The 23107-nt window shown below is 58.1% G+C and carries 23 protein-coding genes; 13 read left to right on the top strand and 10 right to left on the bottom strand.

Going from position 1 to position 23107, the window contains the following annotated elements; genetic code table 11:
• Nucleotides 1–77: 77 nt before the first annotated feature.
• The 6 genes from hpaH to ACR0CR_RS03830 are packed head-to-tail and all read right to left on the bottom strand — an operon-like array spanning nucleotide 78 to nucleotide 6061.
• Complete coding sequence (gene hpaH, locus ACR0CR_RS03855) at nucleotides 78–878, bottom strand: 2-oxo-hept-4-ene-1,7-dioate hydratase (protein ID WP_480596904.1); 801 nt, start codon at nucleotides 876–878, stop codon at nucleotides 78–80.
• Nucleotides 875–1729 (bottom strand): fumarylacetoacetate hydrolase family protein, encoded by an 855-nt coding sequence (locus ACR0CR_RS03850; protein WP_480596902.1) that lies wholly within the window; start codon nucleotides 1727–1729, stop codon nucleotides 875–877. Before ACR0CR_RS03850 ends, hpaH begins: the two co-directional genes overlap by 4 nt.
• Nucleotides 1726–3123 (bottom strand): pyridoxal phosphate-dependent decarboxylase family protein, encoded by a 1398-nt coding sequence (locus ACR0CR_RS03845; RefSeq protein ID WP_480596901.1) that lies wholly within the window; start codon nucleotides 3121–3123, stop codon nucleotides 1726–1728. Before ACR0CR_RS03845 ends, ACR0CR_RS03850 begins: the two co-directional genes overlap by 4 nt.
• Nucleotides 3124–3133: 10 nt before the next feature.
• The gene (gene hpaD / locus ACR0CR_RS03840; protein WP_480596899.1) at nucleotides 3134–4117 is read right to left on the bottom strand and encodes a 3,4-dihydroxyphenylacetate 2,3-dioxygenase; all 984 of its coding nucleotides are present in this window, start codon (nucleotides 4115–4117) and stop codon (nucleotides 3134–3136) included.
• A gap of 49 nt (nucleotides 4118–4166) precedes the next feature.
• Nucleotides 4167–5675: a 5-carboxymethyl-2-hydroxymuconate semialdehyde dehydrogenase gene (gene hpaE / locus ACR0CR_RS03835; RefSeq protein ID WP_480596897.1), complete on the bottom strand. Its 1509-nt coding sequence runs from the start codon at nucleotides 5673–5675 to the stop codon at nucleotides 4167–4169.
• A gap of 2 nt (nucleotides 5676–5677) precedes the next feature.
• A complete protein-coding gene (locus tag ACR0CR_RS03830; protein ID WP_480596895.1) occupies nucleotides 5678–6061 on the bottom strand; it encodes a 5-carboxymethyl-2-hydroxymuconate Delta-isomerase in 384 nt (127 codons plus the stop codon).
• 108 nt (nucleotides 6062–6169) lie between these two features.
• Here ACR0CR_RS03830 and ACR0CR_RS03825 point away from each other — a divergent pair, with 108 nt between their 5' ends.
• Nucleotides 6170–6664, top strand: coding sequence for a MarR family transcriptional regulator (locus tag ACR0CR_RS03825; RefSeq protein ID WP_480596893.1), 495 nt, complete (start codon nucleotides 6170–6172; stop codon nucleotides 6662–6664).
• A gap of 21 nt (nucleotides 6665–6685) precedes the next feature.
• Here ACR0CR_RS03825 and ACR0CR_RS03820 read toward each other — a convergent pair whose 3' ends face one another.
• Both ACR0CR_RS03820 and ACR0CR_RS03815 read right to left on the bottom strand, forming a co-directional pair.
• On the bottom strand, nucleotides 6686–7924 hold the full coding sequence (locus ACR0CR_RS03820; RefSeq protein ID WP_480596891.1) for a Tm-1-like ATP-binding domain-containing protein: 1239 nt from the start codon (nucleotides 7922–7924) through the stop codon (nucleotides 6686–6688).
• A gap of 12 nt (nucleotides 7925–7936) precedes the next feature.
• Nucleotides 7937–9421, bottom strand: coding sequence for an aldehyde dehydrogenase (locus tag ACR0CR_RS03815; protein WP_480596889.1), 1485 nt, complete (start codon nucleotides 9419–9421; stop codon nucleotides 7937–7939).
• 175 nt (nucleotides 9422–9596) lie between these two features.
• On the opposite strand from ACR0CR_RS03815, the gene ACR0CR_RS03810 reads away from it, so the two are divergent.
• The 8 genes from ACR0CR_RS03810 to ACR0CR_RS03775 are packed head-to-tail and all read left to right on the top strand — an operon-like array spanning nucleotide 9597 to nucleotide 18144.
• Complete coding sequence (locus tag ACR0CR_RS03810) at nucleotides 9597–10535, top strand: tripartite tricarboxylate transporter substrate-binding protein (RefSeq protein ID WP_480596886.1); 939 nt, start codon at nucleotides 9597–9599, stop codon at nucleotides 10533–10535.
• A gap of 57 nt (nucleotides 10536–10592) precedes the next feature.
• Nucleotides 10593–11126 carry a tripartite tricarboxylate transporter TctB family protein gene (locus ACR0CR_RS03805; protein WP_480596883.1) on the top strand — a complete coding sequence of 178 codons (534 nt, stop codon included), beginning with the start codon at nucleotides 10593–10595 and terminating at the stop codon, nucleotides 11124–11126.
• Entirely contained in the window at nucleotides 11126–12730 is a 1605-nt protein-coding gene (locus tag ACR0CR_RS03800; protein ID WP_480596881.1) for a tripartite tricarboxylate transporter permease, read from the top strand. Before ACR0CR_RS03805 ends, ACR0CR_RS03800 begins: the two co-directional genes overlap by 1 nt.
• Complete coding sequence (locus ACR0CR_RS03795; protein WP_480596879.1) at nucleotides 12711–13967, top strand: cytochrome P450; 1257 nt, start codon at nucleotides 12711–12713, stop codon at nucleotides 13965–13967. The genes ACR0CR_RS03800 and ACR0CR_RS03795 overlap by 20 nt, the downstream gene beginning before the upstream one ends.
• A 7-nt stretch (nucleotides 13968–13974) precedes the next feature.
• Complete coding sequence (locus tag ACR0CR_RS03790) at nucleotides 13975–15267, top strand: type I glutamate--ammonia ligase (RefSeq protein WP_480596878.1); 1293 nt, start codon at nucleotides 13975–13977, stop codon at nucleotides 15265–15267.
• Nucleotide 15268: 1 nt separating this feature from the next.
• Complete coding sequence (locus ACR0CR_RS03785) at nucleotides 15269–15979, top strand: type 1 glutamine amidotransferase (RefSeq protein ID WP_480596876.1); 711 nt, start codon at nucleotides 15269–15271, stop codon at nucleotides 15977–15979.
• Nucleotides 15980–16795 (top strand): IclR family transcriptional regulator, encoded by an 816-nt coding sequence (locus ACR0CR_RS03780; RefSeq protein ID WP_480596874.1) that lies wholly within the window; start codon nucleotides 15980–15982, stop codon nucleotides 16793–16795. It begins immediately after the preceding gene.
• A complete protein-coding gene (locus tag ACR0CR_RS03775; protein WP_480596872.1) occupies nucleotides 16792–18144 on the top strand; it encodes an aminotransferase class III-fold pyridoxal phosphate-dependent enzyme in 1353 nt (450 codons plus the stop codon). The genes ACR0CR_RS03780 and ACR0CR_RS03775 overlap by 4 nt, the downstream gene beginning before the upstream one ends.
• Before the next feature lie 20 nt (nucleotides 18145–18164).
• Here ACR0CR_RS03775 and ACR0CR_RS03770 read toward each other — a convergent pair whose 3' ends face one another.
• Together ACR0CR_RS03770 and ACR0CR_RS03765 are read right to left on the bottom strand one after the other, a co-directional pair.
• On the bottom strand, nucleotides 18165–18908 hold the full coding sequence (locus ACR0CR_RS03770) for an FHA domain-containing protein (protein WP_480596870.1): 744 nt from the start codon (nucleotides 18906–18908) through the stop codon (nucleotides 18165–18167).
• Complete coding sequence (locus ACR0CR_RS03765) at nucleotides 18905–19456, bottom strand: hypothetical protein (protein WP_480596868.1); 552 nt, start codon at nucleotides 19454–19456, stop codon at nucleotides 18905–18907. The genes ACR0CR_RS03770 and ACR0CR_RS03765 overlap by 4 nt, the downstream gene beginning before the upstream one ends.
• A 159-nt stretch (nucleotides 19457–19615) precedes the next feature.
• Here ACR0CR_RS03765 and ACR0CR_RS03760 point away from each other — a divergent pair, with 159 nt between their 5' ends.
• From ACR0CR_RS03760 to ACR0CR_RS03745, 4 genes are all read left to right on the top strand, one after another.
• Nucleotides 19616–20320, top strand: a complete 705-nt coding sequence (locus tag ACR0CR_RS03760) for a hypothetical protein (RefSeq protein ID WP_480596866.1) — start codon at nucleotides 19616–19618, stop codon at nucleotides 20318–20320.
• 57 nt (nucleotides 20321–20377) lie between these two features.
• Entirely contained in the window at nucleotides 20378–20845 is a 468-nt protein-coding gene (locus tag ACR0CR_RS03755) for a hypothetical protein (protein ID WP_480596863.1), read from the top strand.
• Nucleotides 20846–20922: 77 nt separating this feature from the next.
• Nucleotides 20923–22452 carry an FHA domain-containing protein gene (locus tag ACR0CR_RS03750; protein WP_480596861.1) on the top strand — a complete coding sequence of 510 codons (1530 nt, stop codon included), beginning with the start codon at nucleotides 20923–20925 and terminating at the stop codon, nucleotides 22450–22452.
• A gap of 33 nt (nucleotides 22453–22485) precedes the next feature.
• Nucleotides 22486–23103, top strand: coding sequence for an FHA domain-containing protein (locus ACR0CR_RS03745; RefSeq protein ID WP_480596859.1), 618 nt, complete (start codon nucleotides 22486–22488; stop codon nucleotides 23101–23103).
• Nucleotides 23104–23107: the final 4 nt, after the last annotated feature.

Raw genomic sequence — 23107 nt, 5'->3', positions numbered from 1 at the left:
AGTCAGGCGCTCTGGGTCATGCACTGACTATGCTTCACGCGATATCCAGTTTGCTAAATGCACTGCGACGCACCAGCCTAGTCAAATCCGATGCTTACTTTTCCGAATGATCCAAAATCCGCTTGGATTTCGCTCCCGGACGGGCACTCGATCGGTCGGATGAAGCTTCCAGACAGGATGACGTGACCTTCTTCAATCTTCTGTCCGTATTGCGCCATGCGGCGTGCCAGCCAGACCACGCTTTCCACGGGGTCGTTCAGGACGCCAGCGCCCAATCCGGTTTCCTCGATCTCGCCATTGCGAAACGTCAATGCGCCGACCCAGCGGAGGTCAAATGCGTCAACCGCATGGCGCTGGTTGCCCAGCACGACACCTGCGTTTGCTGCATTGTCGCTGATCGTGTCAAAGACGGTTCTCGCTTTACCGGTGTCCGGGTCCGTGTGTTGGATGCGCGTGTCCAGAATTTCGATGGATGGAGCAACGTAATCGGTCGCCGCTATGACATCTTCGCGCGTCACATCCGCACCGCTGAGCGGTGCCTTCATGACGAACGCGATCTCGGCCTCAATTCTTGGCTGGATGAACCGGCCAGCGGGGACCTGATTGCCATTTTCAAAGACCATATCGTCAAACAGAATACCGCTATCGGGAATGTCGATACTCAACGCGTATTGCATCGCTTTTGAGGTCAGCCCGATCTTCCATCCGATCACCCTGCGCCCCTCTGCAAGTTTCTGGCGATGGATGGCCTTCTGAACCTCGTAAGCGTCGTCCATACCCATCTCGGGGTGGCGCAGGGTCAAAAGACCGATCTGGTCTCCGGTTCGTTCCGCCTGCAAAAGATCGGCGGCGGCGCGTTCGTGATCTTGGGGGGTCATGGTGCCTCATCCTCGACCGTGTTGCGCAGAGTGCCGATGCCGTCGACGGACACCTCGACCACATCGCCGGGCTTCAGGAACCGGGGTGGGTCAAACCGGGCACCCGCACCCGTGGGGGTGCCCGTGACGATGATGTCACCGGGCTGCAATGTCATGAAGGTCGAGATATATTCGATCTCGCGCCGGATCGGGAACATCATCCGGCTAAGCGTATCGTCTTGCCGCAATTCGCCGTTCACGCGGGTCTGAATGCGCGCATCATCCAATTGTGCCGCGTCCGTGAAGGGAACCAGCCAAGGCCCCATCGCGCCCGAGCGGTCCCAGTTCTTGCCTTGCGTGACGTTGAACTTTGCGTGCCGCACCCAGTCGCGGATCGTGCCTTCGTTGCAGAGCGTCAGCGCCGAGATGTGGTCATAGGCATCTACCTGCGCAATCCTGCGCCCGCCTTTGCCAATCACGACAGCCACTTCGCCCTCATAATCGAGTTTGTCGCTCTCTGGCGGCCGGATCAGCGGGCGCTCGTGCCCCGTAAAGCCGCTGGCAAAGCGTGGGAACAAGGACATATAGTCCGGTTGGGCACTGCCATCTTTGTACTCGGCGTTTCGGTCCGGGAAGTTGACGCCAACACACAGAATGCGCGTGGCATTGGGCAAAACCATCTCGTACCGAAACTCGGTATGAGACACAGGTTTGCTTTGAGCTGCTGTTGCCAGTTCCCCCAATGCGTCGGCCTTGACGACATCCAGCAGGGAGGGCCAATGGGGAAAGTCACCGTCCAACGCGATCATTCCGCCCTCGGTGACCGCACCGTAATGCATCTGGCCGTCGGCTGAAAAGGTTGCGAACTTCATTGCAATGCTCCCCACACGTCGCGGATGATCGCCGGGGCCATCATGACGTGATCTCGCGTCGTGTCGAACTGGCCGACCTGAAACCGAATGACCTTGCGCCCGTCGAACATTCCTTGGGTCAAATAGATGCGCCCGTCGTCGTTCAGGGCATCCACCAATCGTTGTTGGGCCGCGTCGTCACCGGGGCAGCGGAAGGAAAACAGGCTTAGAATGGGGTCGGTTACGATTTCAAACCCATCCATCGCGCGGATTTCCCCGCAAACTTCACTGGCCCAAGCCACGTGGTTGCGAATGCGCTGACGTAAACCGTCCAAGCCGTAGGATCGGATCAGAAACCACAGTTTCAAAGCCCTGAACCGGCGGCCAAGAGGGATGGTCCATTCCGAATAATTGGTCACTTCGGCGCCGGTCGTCTTGAGGTATTCTGGTTCGATCTTCAGCGTATTGAGCTGGGGCGTCGGATCGCGCAGGAACTGAACCGAGCAGTCGAACTGCGCACCCAGCCACTTATGGGGATTGAAGACGATGCTGTCATAGCCTTCGACTCCGTTCCAGAAATCGCCCCGGAATTCGGGGCAGATCATCGCCGCGCCCGCCCAAGCGGCATCCAGATGCGTGTAGAGGTCTTCGGCACGAGCCACCGCCAGCACATCAGCAAGACTATCGCTGGCTCCAACGCCGGTTCCGCCAGTGGCCGCAATGATCCCCGCAGGGATATGCCCTGCAGCGCGATCTTCGGTAATCGCCCTCCTCAAGGCATCTGTATCCATCGAAAACCGAGGCCCGGTGGTCGGAATTTTGATCAGGTTGTTCTGCCCAATGCCAGCCACCCAGCAGGCCCGGTCAATCGAGGAATGCACCTGTTCCGAGCAATAAATCCGCAGATCGCCCTTGCCGTTCAGCCCATCGCGATTGCCGGTGAACCCCGTTGCCCGTTCACGCATGGTCAATACCGCCGAGAGCGTGGCCGAGGATGCGCTATCCTGAATGACTCCGGTGTATTCTGATGGCAGATCAAGCGCTTGTCGCAGCCAGTCCACCATGACGCCCTCCATCTCGGTCGCCGCCGGAGAGGTCTGCCATAGCATGCATTGCGCAGCGATTGTCGTGATCAGCATATCCGCCAGCATGGACGGCGGCGCTGCGTTGGCCGGGAAGTAGGCGAAGAACCGGGGATGCTGCCAATGGGTCATGCCCGGCATCACGATGCACTCGAAATCGGCCATGATGGTGTCCATGGCCTCGGCACCGTCCGGTGGCGCATCCGGCAGTTGCGCGGCGATCTCACCTGGGGCCGTCTGCGCCCGAACCGGCAGATCGGCGAGGCCTTTGTGGTAATCCGCCGCCCAGTCGGCAATGTGCTTGCCCCAGTGACTGAATTCGTCCCAGTTCATTCCGCTCTCCTCAGGGCGCGATGATCGGCGTCGCCGCCAGCTCCGCGGTGCGTGTTTCGACACCGACAAACTGCGTGCCGTGTTCGAACCAACTGCGCGGAGCAGGGGCCCCCCAGAGTGTCTGGCGCTGCGGGTCTTTCAGGTCCCATTTCAGCGGCTCGTGATCCGGGTCCAGGGTCTGATAGTCCGAGCTGTAGATTTCGATCCGGTGACCGTCCGGGTCAAGGATATAAAGGAAGAACGCGTTCGAAATCCCGTGCCGACCGGGACCGCGTTCGATGTTTTCGACATAGCCGGTTGTCGCCATAACATCCAGCAGATCGATGATATGCAGCGGGTTGGCGACCCAGAAGGCGACGTGATGCATCCGCGGCCCCGTCCCATTGGTAAAGGCCATGTCATGCACACCACCCTTGCGGTGCAACCAAGCGGCCCACAGGCGTTTGCTGTCCTCATCCTCGGTGTATTCCGTCACGCGAAAGCCCATCAGGTTATAGAACGCGACGCTTTCGTCCACATTGGGGCTGAAGCAATTGAAGTGATCGATCCGCAAGGGCCGGACGCCATGATAGCGGGCATACTCCTGATGGATCGTCGGCAGCCGCTCCATCTTGTGATAGAACTCCAGCGGAATTCCGATGTTGTCCGACGTTAGCAGCGTGCGGCCCTGATGTGGGCGGTGGATCCATTGAGTGGGGCGACCTTGGTCCCGAAACCAGACCTCGGCGCGGTCCAGATCGGCCTCGTCAAAGACCTTGAAACCCATAACTTCGACAGTTCCGGGCTGATCTGATTTCTGCAGGATGACGCTGTGATGACCCCGTTCTTCGAGCGCACGAAGGTAGATATGGCTGTCGGTTTTCTCTGACACCTGAAGGCCAAAGAGGTCGACGTAAAAAGCGCGAGACCGGTCCAGATCAGCAACATTCAGACAGACATGGCTAAGGCGGATCGTGTTGAAATCCGGATAGAGGTTCGGAGCGGGGACTGGCATGGCAAACTCCAGGTGAACTCGGGGTTTCGATTGGGCGTAGCGATACGGGTCAGACACCCAGTCGGGCGATCTTGTGCTGACCTGTCGCAAAGCCGATGTGTTTTTGTTCCATGTAGAATTCGAAAGACCAGTCGCCGCCATCCCGACCGATGCCCGAGGATTTTACACCGCCGAATGGGGTCGGCAGGTGGCGGACATTCTCTGAGTTCACCCAGATCATCCCGGCCTCGAGCTTGTCGGTAAATCGTAGCGCGCGCGTCAGGTCGTTGGTCCAAAGATACCCGGTCAGCCCGTAGGGCGTGTCGTTGGCGATCTGCAATGCCTCGTCTTCGGTCGAAAACGGGATCGAGGTCAGGACGGGGCCAAAAATTTCCTCGCGCGCAATCCGCATTTGGTTGGTGGCGTTGGTGAACAGGGTAGGCCTTACGAAATAGCCCGTTTCACCAAACGTTTCGCCACCCGCGGCAATGGTCGCGCCATCTTGTTTGGCGACGTCGAAATACGAGGTGACTTTGGTGAAGTGTTCCTCGGACACAAGCGGGCCGACTTCAGTGGTCGGGTCCAGCGGATGCCCGACCCGAATGTTGTTCACCCTTTCGACCAATCGCGCCTCAAATTCCTCGCGGATCGTATCGTGCACCAGCAGGCGCGAGGATGAGGTGCAGCGTTCCCCGTTGATCGAATAGATCATGAAGATCACAGCATCCAAAGCGCGGTCCAGATCGGCGTCGTCGAACACGATGACAGGGTTCTTACCACCAAGCTCTAGATGGTTTCGCTTGAGTGAATCTGCCCCCTGTTTGGTAATCAGGCTGCCGGTGCGGCTTTCGCCGACGAAAGCGATTGCGCGGATCTTCGGGTGCTCGCACAGGGCTTTTCCTGCGTCTTCGCCGAACCCGTTCACCGTATTGAGAACGCCTGATGGCAAGCCTGCTTCTTCCGCGATTTCCACGAGCAAGCGTGCGGTTAGCGGGCTGGCTTCAGCCGGTTTGTGAACCACCGTACATCCCGCCGCCAGCGCGGGGGCGATCTTCCATGTGGACAGCATAAACGGCGTGTTCCATGGCGTGATCACTCCAACCGGACCTATGGGCACGCGGGTGGTGATATTCATGAGGGTCGGGGATTTCAGGTGCTGACCGTCGCGCGCCTGCACGACCTGATCCGCGAAATAGCGGAAATTCTCGGCCCCTCGCAAGGCCGCCTTGGACATGAATTTCAGTGCCTGCCCAGTATCCCAGCACTCGCACAGAGCGATCTCTTCTGCGCGGTCTTCAATGGCGTCGGCTATTCGGATCAGGATGTTGCGCCGTTGGATGGCAGGCATGTCCCGCCATTCGGCAAAGGCATCCGCTGCAGCGTTGGCGGCTGCGTCAATATCCGCCGCGTTGCCTTGGGCCACCTGACAGATGACGCTTTTATCGACCGGAGAGATGGTGTCAAAGCTGCCGCCAGAACCGGCTTGGTCTTTCCCGCCTATCCGGTTCGGGATGCCGCCATCTCGGAAACGTGCCAGAAAGCCGTCCAGTTTTTCTAAGTTCTTTTCCAGCGCAGACATCATCATCCCTCCAGATGATCGCGGATCGTACCGCATTTTGGGGCAAGTTCAGCGTCGATCTCGCGCAGCTCGGCCGACAGCGCGATCGAATGCGACTCCATCGCCGGTCTGAGATAGGCGCGGGCAGCGTCGAACACCTTCGTGATCACGTCGCGTTTGACTTCGGTCGCGCGGCCCTCGCGCAAGCGGACCGAGATGTCGATGAACCCATGTTTGGGGTTGCCATCGGCAATTGCATAGTGATCCACGCGAATGGCTCTAACGCGAATGCCGGGCAGGGGGAGGGCGTCGATATCCGCAGCCGAAGCCCTGAGCGCATCACACAGGCCGCCGATGTCCACCACCTGTTCCAGATTACCGGAATATTCAATGTGGATATGCGGCATGGCCCGCTCCGCGTTTGTTTGATATGTTAATTAAATTATGGCTAGCGGATATTGCAGCCGTGAGTCAATCCATTTATTTAACATGTGATGTAATCTGAGGGTGCGCCCGTGACTGCGAACGAAAAAGCAAGCCAAACCCTGCCGCCGACACGGAGCTCGCTTCCTGTCGCGCTGATCCGCGCGCGTGAGGCTGCCATGGCCCCAATCCGCAAGATGCTTTTGCAGGCGGGGATCACCGAGCAGCAATGGCGCGTTTTGCGGGTGCTCAGCGAGTTCGGGCAACAGGACGCGGGACATTTAGCGCGGCGCGCTGCGCTCATGCCGCCCAGTCTGAGCCGTATTGTTCAGACGATGGAGGCGGCGGGGTACGTGACCCGCGAAGCCGATGCCCAGGATCGCCGTCGCCAGCACATCTCGATCACGTCGAAAGGGCAGTCGATCATCGATCTTCACCTACCGGATGCGGTCCAAATCGCCGCGCATTATCGCAGAATGCTGGGGGATGAAGATCACGATTTGTTAGTAGCTTTGCTGCAAAAGCTGTCGTCCGGTATGGAAACCGATGAGCAGGGCAACGCCCCAGGCGGGAGCAGAACTCCGTAAGTTGGTAACCTGAGGCAGGATCTAGCCCGCAGGTTTGACAACCCCGGCGCTGACCCATTCATCAAAGACCTGCAGTGCAGTTTCGGCAAAGGCCGCATCGTTGATGTGGGCGTCCAGCTCAATCAGCGTCACGTTGTCAGGGCAGTTTCCACGGATTTCCTCAACAAAGGCGGTCAACCCGTCAGGATCGCTCAGCGGGCCGCCAGGGCGATCCCATTCGTTCCCCCCCTGAATCGGCAGGATAAGGGTGGTCGCAGACGTTGCCTCGCCCAGCTTGCGACACATCTCGCGCGCCATATCCCGCCGCTGATTGGCAGTCATCATGACAGAAGACAACAGCCTGTTATGCGCATGAGTTTCCTGACCTTCCAGTTTGGGCGGCGTGTCCTGCCAGCCGACGAAATCCACCAAATCGTAGCACCCGATTGAGACCATCTGGGGCGTCCCAGCGCGCCCCGCCGCGGTCATCCGGTCTGCCCCGGCCGAGATCGATGAACCCATCAGATGGTTGCCAACCTCCTGCGGGGCGAAATCCATGACAGCTGCGAACCGCCCTTCGGCGGCCAGGCTCTCGAACGCCCGCCCGCCCATGCCGGTAGCGTGAAATACCGCAACCTCAAATCCGCGCTCCTCCAGAGCGGGTTTCAACGCGACCATGTATTTCAGAACCGTTTTCCCAAACGAAGTCATGCCGATCAGAGGTTTGTCCCGATTGGGCTTTTCTACTGCCCGTGCCGCACCTAAGACGGCTCCGGCGGCTTGGCTCAGGGAGGATTTGCACACGGAATTCAATCCGTAGAGCCCCCCGGCCCAGAGGATCATCTGTATGTCGGCAGGCAGGCGGTCGGGCGGGATGAGCGGGGAAAACGAAACCGTGGAGACGATGTATTTCGGAACACCCACAGGCAGCGCCGAGCAGATATCCAGCGCCAGATCGGTGCCCATTGTACCGCCGAGGATCAAAACCCCGTCAATCTTCCCGTCGGATTCCAACTGGGCGGCCTTATTTGCACTGCCTTTGGCCATGATCTGCATGGCGGTGTTTTCATCGCCGCTGTCGATGGCATCCTGAATGCTGTGCCCTCCGGCTTCGGCGACTGTGTGTTTTGAAATTTCCGTCGGTTGCGATGGGTCGCCAAGCACCGAAACATCCATGGTCAGAACCTGACCGCCCTGCGCCCGGATCGTCTCGGCCAGATAATTCAACTCATCATCTTTGGTGTCATAGGTGCCGACGAGTAGGATGGTCTTGTCTGTCATCGCATAGGGTCCTCAGAGCTTGATCCAGGCGGTTTTCAGGTCGAAATATTTTTCGAAGGCATGCAGAGACTTGTCGTGCCCGTTGCCCGACTGTTTTACGCCACCCAAGGGCACAGTCACATCCGCGCCGCCATAGGTGTTGACGTGAACTACCCCGGCCTGAATGCGCGCGATCATCCGGTGGGCGCGCGATAGATCCGATGTCCAGACCGCTGCTGCGAGGCCGAAATCGGACGCATTGGCCAGCGCGATGGCTTCGTCTTCGGTGTCGAAGGCCTGAACGGTAAGGACCGGGCCAAACACCTCTTCGCGTACGATGCGATCATCACCTTCGACGCCGGTTACGATGGTGGGGGCCATATATGTGCCGCCCGTTTCTTCAAGGATGCGGGTCCCGCCGGTGACTATGGTGCGCCCGGCGGCCTGAGCCTCGGCGACAAAGGCGAGGTTCTGCTCTAGCTGGCGCTCGGAATTGACCGCGCCTGCGTTGGTTCCGGGGTTCAGGGGATCTCCGACTTGCATCGCCTCGGCTTGGGCGACCAACTTTTCGACGTATACGTCATGGATATCACGCTGAACCAAAAGCCGGGATCCGGCCACGCAGACCTGACCGGAATTGCGGAATATCCCTGCGGCGGAAACCTTGGCTGCCTCATCCAGATCGGGCGCGTCGGCGAAAATGATGTTGGGGGATTTGCCACCAAGTTCCAGATAAACACGTTTTAGGTTTGACCGGGCAGAGGCCTCCATCAGCCTGCGCCCCGTCGCGCCTGACCCGGTAAAGACAAGCACATCCACTTCATGGGATTCGGCAATGGCCGCACCGACAACCGAGCCTTCGCCGGTCACGACGTTCAGAACGCCGGGTGGAATACCAGCGTCCAAAGCCAATTCGGCCAGTCGGATCAATGTCAAAGATGCGGTTTCCGCCGGTTTCAGAACAACCGTGCAACCTGCGGCCAAAGCGGGCCCCAGTTTCCAACTGCCTATCATCAAAGGAAAGTTCCACGGCACAATCGCGCCGACCACGCCCACCGGCTGTTTGTGGATCAACCCCAAGGCACCTGGCGTGGTTGGGGCGATCTCACCATAAATCTTGTCGATCGCCTCGGCATAGTAGCGAATTGTCCCCACGGCGCTGAACGGCTCGGCCTTGAAAGCCATCCCTATTTCTGTGCCGTTGTCGCGCACACCCAGAACGGCCAGTTCCTCGGCCTGTGCCTCAATCAGATCGGCCCATTTCAGCATTGCTTTTTTGCGGGCCGCCGGGGCCAGACCCGACCAGCGCCCATCCTCAAACGCCGTGCGCGCGGATCGGATTGCCTTGTCTGCATCCTCCCGCGTCCCTCTGGGCATGGTGGTCAGAACGGTTCCGTCTATCGGAGATACGATGTCCAAAACGCCGCTGTCTGATGCATCAACTCGCGCCCCGTTGATCACATGCTTGGCAGCGGGAATGGAGCGGTGCCGAAGCTCTTCTATTCTGGATGTGTCCACGTTGCCTCTCATCGGTTTGAATAATGAACCAAAGGTGTCAAAAAAAGTGTCAGATTTTAAACCTGCATTTGTCAATGATGATTTTTTTGTTGACAGGTGAAGAATCCAATTCAGAATAAATGATACTAAAGGTTCAAATAATAAACCAATAAGTTGCGCATCGCAGGGAGATGACATGTCCAAAACAACTAAGGCCCTTTTGGCCGCACTTGCCGTTGGTCTGGCCGGACCGGCGCTGGCCGAGTACCCCGAAAAACCCGTGAGCTTTATCGTCCCGTGGCCTCCGGGCGATCTCGAAGACGTTCTGACCCGCATGATTGCCGAGGATTTTCAGGCCGAATATGGCGTGCCTGCTGCTGTGGTGAACAAGCCCGGTGGCGGTGGTGGCCCGTTCCCCGGCGCTGTAGAGGTCGCGACCGCTCCGGCGGATGGGTACACGATCGGGTCGTTTGTTCCGGCCGTATCCTTGATCGGGCACGAGATCGACATTCCCGAACTGACGCCCGAAAAATTCGACCCTGTCGGTATTTTTCTGACCTATCCGTTTGTCGTCGCGACGTCGGGCAATGCGCCTTATTCGACAATGCAGGAACTTGCTGATTACGCTAAGGAAAATGACGTGTTTCTGGGGCATTTCGGTGACGTTCTGACGCCGACACAGGTCACCAAGGCGCTGTCGTCGACCATGGGGTTTGAATGGGGCGGCGACGCGGCCTTTGATGCTCTGGACTGCAACACGCTGGCCTCAGGCGATGCAGACGTGATCAACACTACGTTGCAACTGATCCTGCCATGCCTCGATGATGTGCAGGTTCTGGTTTCGATCACCGGTGAGCGGATCAGCAAGGTCCCGGATACGCCTGCCATAGGAGAGGTTGAGCCGAGCCTTGATATCTCACTGTGGAATGGTCTGTTTGTCACCAAGGACACCCCGGCAGATGTGCGCGACAAGATCGCGGCGGTGGCCGAAAAGACCGTGAAAAGCGAGCGGGCGCAGAAGTTGGCCGAGGAAACCGGTGCTCTGGTCTATTGGCTGAATGCCGACGAAAGCGCGGAGGTGATTGCCGAAGACAAGGCGACGCTGGGCACAATTGGTCAGGCGCTGGGTCAATAACCGCGTCTTTTTGAGAGGGCGGCGCGCTGCCCTCTTGTACCCATCAAAGGTCATCTCATGGACGATTCCGAGCTTTTACAGGTCAAGACAAAGACCTCTGGTCAGGTTGTGTTTGTCATCGCGGGACTGGTGCTGACGCTGATCCTGCTGTCGCAGATCGGCAATCAGACCGAATGGACTGAAAAGGCTCGCAATATTGGTAGTCAGCCCCGCTTATGGCCCGCGATTGCGCTGGTCACGATGCTGGCGGGGTTCGTGATCCATTTCCGGCTGATGCGGCGCAGAAAGCCCAACGCTCTGGACTGGATCGAAGCGCGCCGCTGGGCGGAGCCCTTGGAATATCTGCTTTGGTTTCTGGTCTATGTCGCCTCGGTCCCGAGGCTGGGTTTCATGCCGATGAGCATACTCTTTGCATGCGCGCTGACCTGGCGACTTGGGTATCGGTCCCGCGCGGCAATTGGCATCGCCGCACTGTTCGCCATCGCGATGGTGGTCTTGTTCAAGGGCTTTCTGGGCGTGAACATACCCGGCGCTCAAGTCTATGAATTTCTTCCGGACTCCGTCCGGACCTTCTTTCTGGTGTATCTCTGATGGAGCTGATCCTCTCTGCCATTGACGTGCTGGCGCGCTGGGACGTGATGTTGGCCCTGCTGGTCGGGGCGGTCGGGGGTGTCGCGATTGGTGCCATCCCTGGCGTTGGTCCTGCGGTCGCCATTGCCATCCTGTTGCCCGCCACGTTTTCGATGGATCCGATTGTTGGCCTGACGCTGCTGCTGGGCATCTATGGGTCATCCATGTATGGCGGCTCGATCCCTGCGATCCTGATCAACACACCCGGTACGGCAGTCAACGCGCTGACCACCTATGACGGGTTTCCAATGACGCTGCGCGGCGAAGGTCGCCGCGCCTTGTCTCTGGCCTATTCGGCGAGTTTTCTTGGCGGCCTGTTTTCCGTGATCTGCCTAATTTTCCTGTCGCCGGTTCTGGCCAAAATCGCTCCGATGTTTGGATCGCGTGAGATTTTTCTGGCCGCGCTATTGGGCCTTGTGCTGGTTGTCGTCGCCCACAAGGGGCAAATGGCCATCGCCGCCGCGCTGGCTGGGTTCGGTATTTTGATCGGCACCGTCGGGCTGGAGCCTGCCGCCTACACCCGACGTTTCACATTTGGCCAAAGCTGGCTGGCCGGGGGCTTTGATCTGATCGTCGTCGTGCTGGGACTCTTCGCGCTGTCGCAGGCCTTCTTGCTGCTGACGATGGATGACGAAAAAATCCGCCTGCCGCGCTCGCGCGGGTCGTTGTTCCAAGGGTTCCGAGAACTGGCCCGCCACCCGCGCGTGGCTGCGATTTCAGCCAGCTTCGGCGTGGTCATGGGCATGATCCCTGGGGTCGGAGAGTTCACTGCCCAGTTCATGTCATACACCTCGGCCCGCAAACTCTCTAAGAACCCAAAAGCGTTTGGGCACGGGTCCTCCGAAGGGCTGATCGCCTCGGAAACCGCGAACAATGCCGTGCCTGCGGCTGCGATGATCCCTTTGCTGGCGCTGGGTATTCCGGGTGAGGCGCTGACGGCGATGATGCTTTCGGTCTTTTATGTCCACAACGTCGTTCCGGGGCCTGGGCTGTTCCAAAACGACATGGATTTTGTTGTCGCGCTCTACATCGCTCTGCTGGTCCTGAACGTCATCGTCGTGGGTTTCCTCCTGGTTTCAACCGGTTGGCTGGTTCACTTGACGCGAATTCCAAACCGCTTTTTGGGCATGTGCATCCTGCTGCTCAGTTTCGTAGGGGTCTATTCGATCCGCAATTCGGCGATGGATTGCATCATTGCCGCGGTGTTTGGGCTGCTGGGGTTCATCCTGAAACGTCTGAACATGCCCATCGTACCGATCATCCTCGGGATGGTTCTGGGCGGCATCATGGAGGTCAAACTGCGGGCCTCGTTGGCGCGGGTCAAGACGCCGCTGGATTTCATCGATCGTCCCATCGCGTTCCTGCTGTTCTGCGTGATCCTGATCATCATCGGCTCGACCATCTGGCGGGTTCGCCGCGAATGGCGTCCGGTTGATCGGCGTTCTCCACAAAAGAAGGCGTCGAACGCGTTCGCGAAACGCATCTCGGGCCGGTCACACCGCCATTTCGAAAACCGCAAGAAACAACAAAGACGGAGGCGCTTTTATGACCATGTGGGTTCCTGAAGACGACGGGTTTGCCGACCTTGGCTCGCATGACAGCTTTGCCCACGGCGCGCCGTACAACACCTTTGCCCGACTGCGTCGCGAAGCGCCCTGTCACTGGTCCGAATTCGAGGGCGGCGAAGGATATTGGTCGATCACGCGGCATGCTGATATCGACAAGATGGTGCGGGATGTCGAAACGTTTTCTTCCGCGCAGGGCATCCGGATGGAGGATCAGACCTACGAGGAATACATGGCCCGCCGAACCTTTCAGGAAACGGACGGGACCGAGCATCGCAAGGTACGGATGAAGGTCGCCAAGGCGTTCTCGCCCAAGGTCGTCGCCGGGTTCGAGGATCAGATCCGCGATTTGTGCGGACCCATTCTGGACCGCGCCTTGGACAAGAGCTCATTCGACGCCACACGCGACATCGCGCGGGAATTGCCGATGCGGATGCTGGGGCAAATTCTGGGCGTCCCCGACGAAGACCTGCCCTGGCTGGTCGACAAGGGTGACGCGCTGATGGCCAACTCTGACCCCGATTTCACCGACCACGTCGTCGATAAGATGCAAACCGATGAGTTCCGCCTGATGCCCTTCAACTCGCCCGCCGGGGCCGAGTTGTACGAGTATTCGCGCACGTTGATGGACAGGAAGAACGCCAGCGGCGACACCAGCGGTATTCTGCACCTGATCCTGCAACCGGATGAGAACGGCGAGGCGATCTCGGAAACCGAGTTCCGCAATTTCTTCTGCCTGCTGGTCGCGGCGGGTAATGACACGACGCGCTATTCTATCGCAGCGGGCATTCAAGCCATCGCTCGTCAGGAGGGTTTGTTGAAAGAACTGCAATCAGGCGAGGTTTGGGGCAGCGCCGCCGATGAGATCGTCCGCTGGGCCTCGCCCGCGACTTATTTCCGCCGCACCGCAATGAAGGATGTCGAAGTCCACGGCAAGCAGATCAAGAAGGGCGACAAGGTTCTGTACTGGTTCATCTCTGCCAACCGCGACGAGAGCATGTTCGAAGACCCTTATCGCCTGAACCTGTCGCGCAAACCCAACCGCCAGTTGGGGTGGGGGCAGGGCGGCCCGCATGTCTGCCTAGGGATGCACCTCGCCCGTCTAGAAGTGCGAGTGCTGTTTCAGGAACTGGTGAAGCGGATCAAAACCATCGAACCGGACGGGCCCGAAGCGTTTGTTCGGTCCAATTTTGTAAACGGCATCAAGCGGATGCCTGTTCGCGTCACTTTGCAATAGGTCATCCATGTCAAACCGTTTACGCGCCCTTTTTATCGATCACCTCTCGATCCCGCGCGGCAAGTACATGCCCGCCAGCAAGATCGGTGACGCATCGACGCGCTTTGCACGCGCGACCTTCGGCGTGCACTACGATCGCGACCTGCTGCTGGATGCCCCGCATGCCAAGGTGCGCGACGGGGCGCCGGATATGGAGTTGCGCTGGCGCGGCGAGGAGGTGCGCACGGGATGGGAGCCTAATACGTCCATCGTGGTTGGTGACCTCCATGATGCAGACGGCACGCCATTGTCGCTGTGTCCGCGTGGAGCATTGAAGCGCGCGGTTGCGGATTGGGAAACGCACGGCCTCAAGCCGAAGCTGGGCATTGAACTTGAAGCCTACGCCCTGCAAGGCGGCGAGGATGGCCGTTTGCGCCCCTATGACGCGCCAGGAGGGGGGGTTTACGGCACCGGGCCATTCGCAGACCCAATGCGGATCAATGACGTGATCTGGAACAAGGCGCTGGAAATGGGGTTCAAGCTGGACCTGATCACAGCCGAATATGACAGTCCGCAATTCGAATACACGCTGACCTTCGATGACGCTTTGAAGGCCGTTGACGATATCGTGCTGTTCCGTCTGATGGCGCGCGAGATTGCGTTGGATCATGGGATCGTTCTGACCTTCCTGCCCAAACCTCTGTCCGAGCTGGGTGGATCTGGGATGCACATCAATTTCTCGTTCCAGGATGCCGAAGACAACAACGCGCTCGCCACTGGCGATGTTGGAGGACCAGATCATCTGAATGATCTCTCTCGTGGATGTCTGGCCGGTCTGGTGCATCACCACGAAGGGTTGGCGGGGTTGATCGCCCCAACGGCCGGGTCCTACCGCCGCCTGCAACCCGCGTCCTTGTCGGGCTATTGGAAGAACTGGGGCGGGGACCACCGCGGAGTGACCACGCGCGTCTCTGGAGAAGGCGGTGCAAAGGCACGGCTGGAACACCGCATGGCAGACGCCAGCGCGAACCCATACACTGCCTGTGCTGCCGTTCTTCAGGCCGCGCGTCTGGGATACGAGGCCAAGATGACCCTTCCGTCCATCGAGACCGGAGATGGGTTTGACAAGGTGGACGCTCGCACCGGCACTGCGCCCAACCTGCGCAAAGCCATTCAAGATCTTCAGGCCGACACGCCGCTTGTTGATGCGGTCGGGCGCGAGCTTGTCGAAAATCATGCCTTCATGAAGGAACGCGAATTCCGTAAGACGCGCGAATTGGAGCCTGATGCTCTGCTGGATTTTTATGTGTGGTTTGTCTGAGATGAGACTTGCAACCCTTGTCACCAACACAGATTTCAGCGCCTTTGCCAAGGCGCACCCGCTGGATGATGAGAAGTTCGCCACCCTCATTCATGAGGTGCGTCCGGATTGGGACATCACCGCGTTCTGGGTCAGCAGGGATGAATTCCCCGACGATATTTCGGCTTTTGACGGTGTGATGATCACCGGTAGCCCGGCCTCAGTCACCGAAGGTGCAGCGTGGATGCAAAAGCTTGAAACCCTGATCGGTCAGATCATTGGGGGTGGAATTCCTTTGTTCGGCGCTTGCTTTGGTCACCAGATCATCGCCAAGTCGCTGGGCGCGCCTATTGTTCGCAACCCCAATGGCTGGGCGCATGGTCGGATAGGAATGAGCCGCGTGGGCGCGACACCCTGGTCGCGCGCGGAGAGCGACCTGCACCTCTATGGTTCGCATATCGAACAGGTTGGGGCGTTGCCAGCTGGTGCCTCGCGCATCTTCGAAAGTCCTGGTTGTCCGATTGCAGGTTTTGCCGTAGGCGACGCTGTTTTCACTGTGCAGCATCACCCCGAGATGTCGGCGGAATTCATCGCGTCCCTCATCGAAGAATATGCTGATCACGTTGGCCCGCAGGTCACGCAAGACGCGCGGGATTCTGTAGAAGCCGGGCCAGTAGATCGCGTGGAATTCGCGCGCGAGATCGCAGGCTTTTTCGAGAACGGAGTGCGTTGAATGGGGACGATCACCAAAGCACTGGACCTGTTGGGTTTCTTCGACCGGGATCGCGCTGAAATCGGGCTGGGCGAGTTCGTTCGGCTGACCGGTCGCGACAAGGCGACAGTCCATCGCCATCTGACCGAATTGGCCGAGAACGGATTTCTGGAACAGCACCCCGACACACGGGCCTACCGTTTGGGCCCGGCGTTGTTGCGATTGTCTGCGCTGCGTGAAACTCTGTTTCCTGTGCGCAAACTGCTGCAGCCGATTGTGTTCGAATTGTCTGAGGCCATTGGAGAGTTGGCGCATGCCAGCCTGTTGCAGGGCGAGGTACTCAGCCCCGTCGCCCATGCCGACCCATGCCTGCATGGGGTTCAAGTGAATTTCGACATCGCTGAGATGCTGCCCCTCCACGCGACATCTTCCGGCATTGCCGCACTGGCGTTTGTTTCAGATGACCTGCGCAGCCGAGTCATGGCACGTCCTTTGTCGAAATTTACGGACCAGACAATTTCTGACCCGGCTGTACTGAAAGCCAAGGTCGACATGGCCCGGCAATACGGTGTCTGCACCGTGACCGGAACTTTTGACGAAGGCGTCAGTTCCGTCGGTGCGCCGGTTTTTGGCGACGGCGGTCGAGTCGTCGGATCGCTGGCTGTCGCAGTACCCTCAGCGCGGATCAGGCCCAACAAACTGCACGACATCGCATTAATGCTTCTGAAAGAAGCAAGCCGCGCCTCAACAGCCCTCGGTGGCAGGTTCCCCACCGATTTCGAACCGCTACCGGCAGAATGGGGCAATGAAACTACGGACAAACAGGTGATCTCATGAAGGACAGCAATTTTCTTAAGGAAAACAACGCGCGCCACCTGTGGCATCCCATGGCGCATCCTGCCGACAGTCTGGCCAATCCGCCGGATATCATCGTCGGCGGTGAAGGCGTCAAGATCACGGATGTAGATGGCCATACCGTGATCGACGGGGTCGGAGGGTTGTGGAACGTAAACCTCGGCTATTCCTGTCAACCGGTCAAAGACGCGATTGCTAAGCAGCTGGACCGTTTGCCCTACTACTCGATCTTCCGAGGCACGACCAATGATCTGGTCATCGAACTCAGCTGGATGCTGCAAGAGTTCTTTGCCCCTGACGGCTTGTCCCGCGCCTTTTTTACATCAGGCGGATCGGACGGGGTGGAAATTGCCCTGCGCCTGGCGCGGCAATATCACAAGGTCCGGGGTGATGGCGGACGGGTGAAATTCCTGAGCCTCAAGAAAGGCTATCACGGAACCCATACGCTGGGCGCTTCGGTCAACGGCAACCCCAATTTCCGCACGCAATATGAACCGTTGATGCCGGGCTGTCATCACATCCCATCCCCGTACACCTACCGAAATCCGTTCGGTGAGAGTGACCCGGCGAAGCTGGCGCAACTCTGCCTGGCTGCGCTGGAAGATGAAATCAAGTTTCAGGACCCGTCGACCATCGCAGCGATGATCATGGAACCTGTGCTGGGCGCGGGCGGGGTGATCCCTCCGCATGAAAGCTTCATGCCCGGCGTGCGCGAGATTTGTTCAAGGTACGGAATCTTGCTGATCGCGGATGAGGTGATCACCGCCTATGGCCGAACCGGAGCGTGGAGCGGGTCTCGACGTTTCGATGTTCAGCCGGATATGGCGGTCACGGCCAAAGCGATTACCAATGGGTATTTCCCATTCGGTGCCGTGATGATCAGCGATGAAATCGCAGAGGTTTTTGAGGCTGATACCAGCGGCAAAGGCGCCATCGGATCGGGTTACACCTATTCGGGCCATCCGGTTGGCGCAGCCGCAGCCATCGCTTGCCTGAAGGAAACCGAGCGTCTGAACGTGAAGGACAATGCCGCCAAACGTGGCCAACAACTGTTCGAGGGTTTTAAGGAACTGGCCGAGCAATATGACGTGATCGGAGATGTCCGCGGCGGATATGGCCTGATGTGCGCACTCGAATTGGTTTCGGATCGCGCAACCAAAACGCCGATCGACAAGGCGACCATCGGTCAGGTCCAAAAAACAGCCTACGATGCTGGCGCAATGGTGCGGGTATCCGGAAACAACATCATCCTTTCCCCGCCGTTGATCCTGAGCGAGGATGACGTTTCGGTCATCGTCGCATCTCTGGACAAAGGGTTCAGATCACTCTGAACCGCCGGTTCCGGCAGGCGTCACCGAAGGATACCAATCTGGACATTGGCGACGCGGAACGTCTCGCTGGTGCCGACCGGAACCCAGCTGTCCGGACCAACTTTGCGGTTTCCGACCCAGGTACCGTTCGATGAGCCCATGTCGCGCAGAAACAATTCGCCCGACTTTTCGACGCGTAACAAGCAATGCCGACCTGAGGCCTTGACGCTTTGGCTCAGGGCAAGGTCCGACCAGTCTGGATCGCGCCCGATTTTTATGCTTTGCGTTGATTTCAATCCTGAAGCTTCGTGGAAAACCAAAGATTTACCTCGATCGGCGCCATTCAATACGGTCAAACGCCAATGACCAATTGGCCGCGATGCCATCGGGCTGTACCAGACTACCCCTGCTGCTTTGTCATAGCGAGAAGCAGCGTTCGGGTTAATACCGGTCAGACCCAGAGTGAGAACCTTCTTTACTGCCCGTGTCGACCGTCGGATCGATGACAAGGGCTTTCCGTTCTTGTCTCGCATCGTCAGGCGCAGCGCAAATCGGCCAACAGTGTGCCCACCTAGAATGACCTCACAGATCAGCCAATATATCAGAACCAGAACGATATACGGGACTATGAAAAGGGACGGGTTGGAGACCCTGACACCCACGAGCTGGCGCAAAGCTGGTTCGGCGGTCGCCAGAACAAACCCCAAAAACATAAAGTCCAACAGCGCCGCAGCACTCAGCAGACGCGCTGCGTTTTTACCGTCAAGAGCACCTCCCAGTTTCATGCACCTGCCTCCAGCATCGTCAGAAACAAAAACACCGCACATCCAACCGAGAACAGCAAAAGCGCATCGCACCGAGTACGGAGGGCGCGTCGGTCGCGTCCCGCGTTGCTGCGAAAGTGGAAAGCGGACACCCACAAGGCGACGCCGCAGCCGACAACCGTGAACAGCATAGTTTCCGGCAACACTTGTCGGATGGGTACATTCGCCAGCCAGTCCGCCGCACCAACCATCAATCCACCCCAAATTAAGGCGACGACATATGCGATGAATGTCTGGGCTTCCTTCCGGCTTTTGCTGAGCCAGGCAACCAACGCGCCCATCCCCCATCCCAGCGCAGCGGCGGTCAACATCAACAAGGTCATACGAACCGGCAACGACAGTCTGGTTACATCAATACTGGGCGCTAAACCTGCTTTTCTACTGGCAAAATTCGATGTGATGCCCAAAAAGGCCATAACAGCCCCCAGAACGGCACCGATATTGCCTGCGAACTCGAACAGTTCATTGGTCAAATTCACTTTGTCCCTTAGGGCTTTGGGAAATTTCATATCGCTTTTACCTGCAGGTTACTCATCAAATTGGCTCAGATCATGAGCCGCGTCGGGGTGTTCAATCAGTCGTAAAAATTTGCGAATCGTTGATCCAAAATAAAAAATATGTGATTCCATAATCAATTATGAATAAAAAAGTACTTACGGAGAAAGTTGATGCGTTCTGTTACGATTTCCCTCGTTGCTTCCATATCCATGCTTTTGACGGCCTGTACCGACGAAGCCTTTCAATCGGTTTCTTCGTCGTCCGCCGCAGGAAAAACCCAACAGGAAAAGCAGCTTGAGAAGCAGGTCAAAAGCCTGGATCAAGTCTCGAAAGACATAATTGTCAACAATACAGTGCAAGGCGCTTTGGCCGGCGCGGTCGCGCTGTGCGGCGTCGCATTGTTGCTTGGCGGGGACGGTGGCGATTGCGCAACTGCCGCCGCAGCCGGGGCCGTTGTCGGGGGCATTGGCGGCAATCAGGTTGGTCGGCAGACTGCGGCCAAGAATGTCGAAATCGTAAACAGTAAACAGGTTCTTGCGGATCTGTCCAACGTCAGCAAACAATTGAATGCGGTAGAAGCAAATCTGCGATCCGTGTTGCGGTCTCAGGATGCCGAATTGAAGTCTCTGCGCCGCCAAGTGGACGGCGGTCAACTGTCCGAGTCGGCCTACAACAAGCGAGTGAAGGCGATTAAATCGAACCGTCAGGTCGTCTCGAATGAGCTCGCGCGCAGCGAAAAGAACATGGACGGCACGATCACCGAACTAAGAGCGGCCTCGCAGAAGGGTCAGCCTGGTTTGGGAGGCGCAACGAATGCCGCGGTTAGCAATAAGAACCGGCTTGCGCGGACACGGGCGTCGATCAAGCTGCTTTGATTTTCAAACTCCGTGCCTGAGTTTCGGGCGCGGAATTTCCAAGTGAAAGTGAAAAAGATGGTATCCATTAAATCTCGTTTATTCCGGTCGGCATTGTTTGTTTCTGCAGGGTTTCTTGCGGCTTGCACGGGTTCAACCGATCCGACCACGGCGACTTTGTTTGACAACATCACGAACCTGAACTCGGGGGAATATGACCGGCAGATCGCCAGCAACCAGGCGCAGGCCAACGCAATTCTGGCGCAGAACAAAGCGGCAGAGCAGCGCAATGCGCAACTGGCTGCGCAGCGCAATTCCAACCAAAGTGAGATTGACGCATTGCGTAAGCAGATTGCGGACGTGAAGGCGCAGGGCGCAAAAGCACGGTCGGCTTCGGCGTCGAGCCCGGAAAAACTCCAGCAGGTCAAAGCGCTGGACAACCAGTTGATTGCGGTCGAACGCGACATCTCGGGCGGCATGGATCCAGCGGTTGCCCGGTCCGAACTGAGCCGGATCAAATCCGCATATCGCGCGCTGTCAATTTAAGTTGTTCAAAATACCCGGTTTGCGCCTGCCATGTCACGCGCAGTCCGGGGCACGTTTTCTGAGGGGGGTCTTGGATTTTGGCTTACGGAATTTCTCGAAAACTGCTGGCTGCTGCGGCTGCAATTGTCATCGCAGGATCTGCATACGCACAGGACGGACGAACCCGGGCACCGGCTGAAGGTTTGGCCATCCTGGATTGTGCACCTGCCGCGCCCGCGCCCGAAGACAGCTGTCTGGTTCGTGTTCCATCGGGCAATGAGCGCGGCAATATGAGCTTTTCTTCGCTGGGCAACGAAGAGGCCGAGTTTGAATTCGTCAAGTCGCTGGACGATTTGCCTGGCGATTTGACCCTTTCAGCGACACTGGTGCTGATCGACCTATCCTTAGGAGAGCTCAACCGCCGTCGCGGAACATGGAATCGCGAACGGGACCTGATCGCGCAAGTCGTCTCGAACCTTCCGTCCGACGAAAAGGTGGCAATCTACGGGTTCGGTAACGAAATCGTGGAGTTATCTCCGTTTTCCACCCGCCGCTCGGGGGCCGAGGATGTCATCAGCGACCTCGACATTACCGAGAAGAACACGCGCCTTGTCGCAAACACTGCCCGCGCGATTGAGATCCTTGACCAGCAGAACGATGTGCTGCTGAAAAACCTGATCCTGATCACCGATGGTGACGAAGAGGGGCTGGTCACGGTCGAGGAAATCACGGAAGCGGCGGAAACGGCCGGTGTCTCGGTCTCTGCTCTCGGCATGTTCTGGCGGGAGCAGGGCGATGCGCGCACGACGCGCGGGATTGACGTGCTCAAGCGGCTGACCGAACCGAAGGATGGGCAGGATGGTCTGATCGAAGAGGTCTTTTTGCAAAACCCTGCAACGGTGGACGCTGCGGTTGCCGATTTCATCCGGTCCTACGGCAATTCGGTCCGCGGGTCCGGCCTGATCGTGCCGGTGGGCCAGCCGGTCGCCGCGCGGATCAACATTGAAATGATTGAGCCTGACCTAGCGCGGCCGGGGCGCACGAAAACTCAGGTGTATTCTGCCGAATTCCGTCCCGTTGTCCCACCCGCGCCTGTAGTGGATGACGACACCGACACCAAGACCGATGAGGATACGATTTTTGGCTTGCCAGCCATGTATGTTTACATCGGGGCGGGTGTCCTGGTGCTATTGTTACTTCTGCTGGCAGTATTGTTGTTGCGCCGCGGTTCGGGCGAAGGCGATGACGAACTGGAGCTTGACGGTTCTGAAGGGGAACTTGATGACCCGGGCGTTCGTTCGGGCGGAGGAGATGCGACGATTGTCGCCCCCGCGCAGCCTCCGATCGCATTTCTGGTGCGCGTGGATAACGGTCACAGATTCCCTGTGGCGTCCGGTCGTGCGACTCTGGGGCGCAGCAGTTCGAACGCTGTCGTGATCCCGGATGGCGGTGTCTCGCGCGTTCATGCCGAGCTGACCGGCTCTTCCGATGGGCGCTTCACGCTGAATGATATGGGAAGCTTGAACGGGACGCTCGTCAATGACCGGAAGATCAAGGGAACGCAGCGAATTAACGTAGGTGACATTGTGGGCCTGGGGTCCGTACGCCTGAAACTGGTCCGGGCCTGAGCCTGAGATCCATTGAACAGGAAAGGTAAAGACATGGGGAATGACAACAAGACAAGCTGGTTGTTCGACAAGGACGAAGAGGACGTAAATGACGACCTCGATTTCGAAGCGGGCGATGGTTTCACCGAAAGCATCTCAGGGTCGGACAATGATGCGACGCATGCCATAGGCGGATCTTCGTTCAGCGAGGCTCCGACGGAATATGTCGAATCCGAAAAGACGGAAATTTATCACGGCGGTCTGGCCAAGAATTTTGCTGGCAAAGCAGAGTTTGATCCGATGGTTGATCCGATCACGGGCTGGCTGGTGGTCGTCAAAGGGCCAGGATTGGGCCAGTCGGTCAATCTGGGTTCGGGCATGAACACGCTGGGCCGCGATGGTGATGAACGGGTTTCGCTGGATTTTGGTGACAAGATGATTTCCGGCAAGGACCATTTCCGCATCATCTTTGACGACGCCAACCGCGTGTTTTTTGCTGCACCAGGGACGGGCCGCAATATCAGCCGCATAAACGGCCAGATCGTTGCCAACACGATGCCGCTTGAAAACTATGCTTTGATCGAGTTGTCCAAACAGACGCATGTCCGATTTGTCGCCTTCTGCAACCAAGATTTCGATTGGTCGGAACTGGCCGAAAGCTCTGACGACTGATCCA

This window comes from Ruegeria sp. AM2 (genome assembly GCF_056540685.1).
This window is presented reverse-complemented; position numbering and strand designations above follow the sequence as displayed.

What these genes read in the sequence shown, in the direction of transcription:
- ACR0CR_RS03745 (WP_480596859.1), top strand. Translation starts at nt 22,486, where the DNA reads ATGGGGAATGACAACAAGACAAGCTGGTTGTTCGACAAGGACGAAGAG.
- ACR0CR_RS03765 (WP_480596868.1), bottom strand. Translation starts at nt 19,456, where the DNA reads ATGAAATTTCCCAAAGCCCTAAGGGACAAAGTGAATTTGACCAATGAA.
- ACR0CR_RS03770 (WP_480596870.1), bottom strand. Translation starts at nt 18,908, where the DNA reads ATGAAACTGGGAGGTGCTCTTGACGGTAAAAACGCAGCGCGTCTGCTG.
- hpaE (WP_480596897.1), bottom strand. Translation starts at nt 5,675, where the DNA reads ATGTCTGCGCTGGAAAAGAACTTAGAAAAACTGGACGGCTTTCTGGCA.
- ACR0CR_RS03850 (WP_480596902.1), bottom strand. Translation starts at nt 1,729, where the DNA reads ATGAAGTTCGCAACCTTTTCAGCCGACGGCCAGATGCATTACGGTGCG.
- ACR0CR_RS03785 (WP_480596876.1), top strand. Translation starts at nt 15,269, where the DNA reads ATGAGACTTGCAACCCTTGTCACCAACACAGATTTCAGCGCCTTTGCC.
- ACR0CR_RS03795 (WP_480596879.1), top strand. Translation starts at nt 12,711, where the DNA reads ATGACCATGTGGGTTCCTGAAGACGACGGGTTTGCCGACCTTGGCTCG.
- ACR0CR_RS03830 (WP_480596895.1), bottom strand. Translation starts at nt 6,061, where the DNA reads ATGCCGCATATCCACATTGAATATTCCGGTAATCTGGAACAGGTGGTG.
- ACR0CR_RS03805 (WP_480596883.1), top strand. Translation starts at nt 10,593, where the DNA reads ATGGACGATTCCGAGCTTTTACAGGTCAAGACAAAGACCTCTGGTCAG.
- ACR0CR_RS03780 (WP_480596874.1), top strand. Translation starts at nt 15,980, where the DNA reads ATGGGGACGATCACCAAAGCACTGGACCTGTTGGGTTTCTTCGACCGG.
- ACR0CR_RS03845 (WP_480596901.1), bottom strand. Translation starts at nt 3,123, where the DNA reads ATGAACTGGGACGAATTCAGTCACTGGGGCAAGCACATTGCCGACTGG.
- ACR0CR_RS03820 (WP_480596891.1), bottom strand. Translation starts at nt 7,924, where the DNA reads ATGACAGACAAGACCATCCTACTCGTCGGCACCTATGACACCAAAGAT.
- ACR0CR_RS03775 (WP_480596872.1), top strand. Translation starts at nt 16,792, where the DNA reads ATGAAGGACAGCAATTTTCTTAAGGAAAACAACGCGCGCCACCTGTGG.
- ACR0CR_RS03755 (WP_480596863.1), top strand. Translation starts at nt 20,378, where the DNA reads ATGGTATCCATTAAATCTCGTTTATTCCGGTCGGCATTGTTTGTTTCT.
- ACR0CR_RS03810 (WP_480596886.1), top strand. Translation starts at nt 9,597, where the DNA reads ATGTCCAAAACAACTAAGGCCCTTTTGGCCGCACTTGCCGTTGGTCTG.
- ACR0CR_RS03760 (WP_480596866.1), top strand. Translation starts at nt 19,616, where the DNA reads ATGCGTTCTGTTACGATTTCCCTCGTTGCTTCCATATCCATGCTTTTG.
- hpaH (WP_480596904.1), bottom strand. Translation starts at nt 878, where the DNA reads ATGACCCCCCAAGATCACGAACGCGCCGCCGCCGATCTTTTGCAGGCG.
- ACR0CR_RS03800 (WP_480596881.1), top strand. Translation starts at nt 11,126, where the DNA reads ATGGAGCTGATCCTCTCTGCCATTGACGTGCTGGCGCGCTGGGACGTG.
- hpaD (WP_480596899.1), bottom strand. Translation starts at nt 4,117, where the DNA reads ATGCCAGTCCCCGCTCCGAACCTCTATCCGGATTTCAACACGATCCGC.
- ACR0CR_RS03790 (WP_480596878.1), top strand. Translation starts at nt 13,975, where the DNA reads ATGTCAAACCGTTTACGCGCCCTTTTTATCGATCACCTCTCGATCCCG.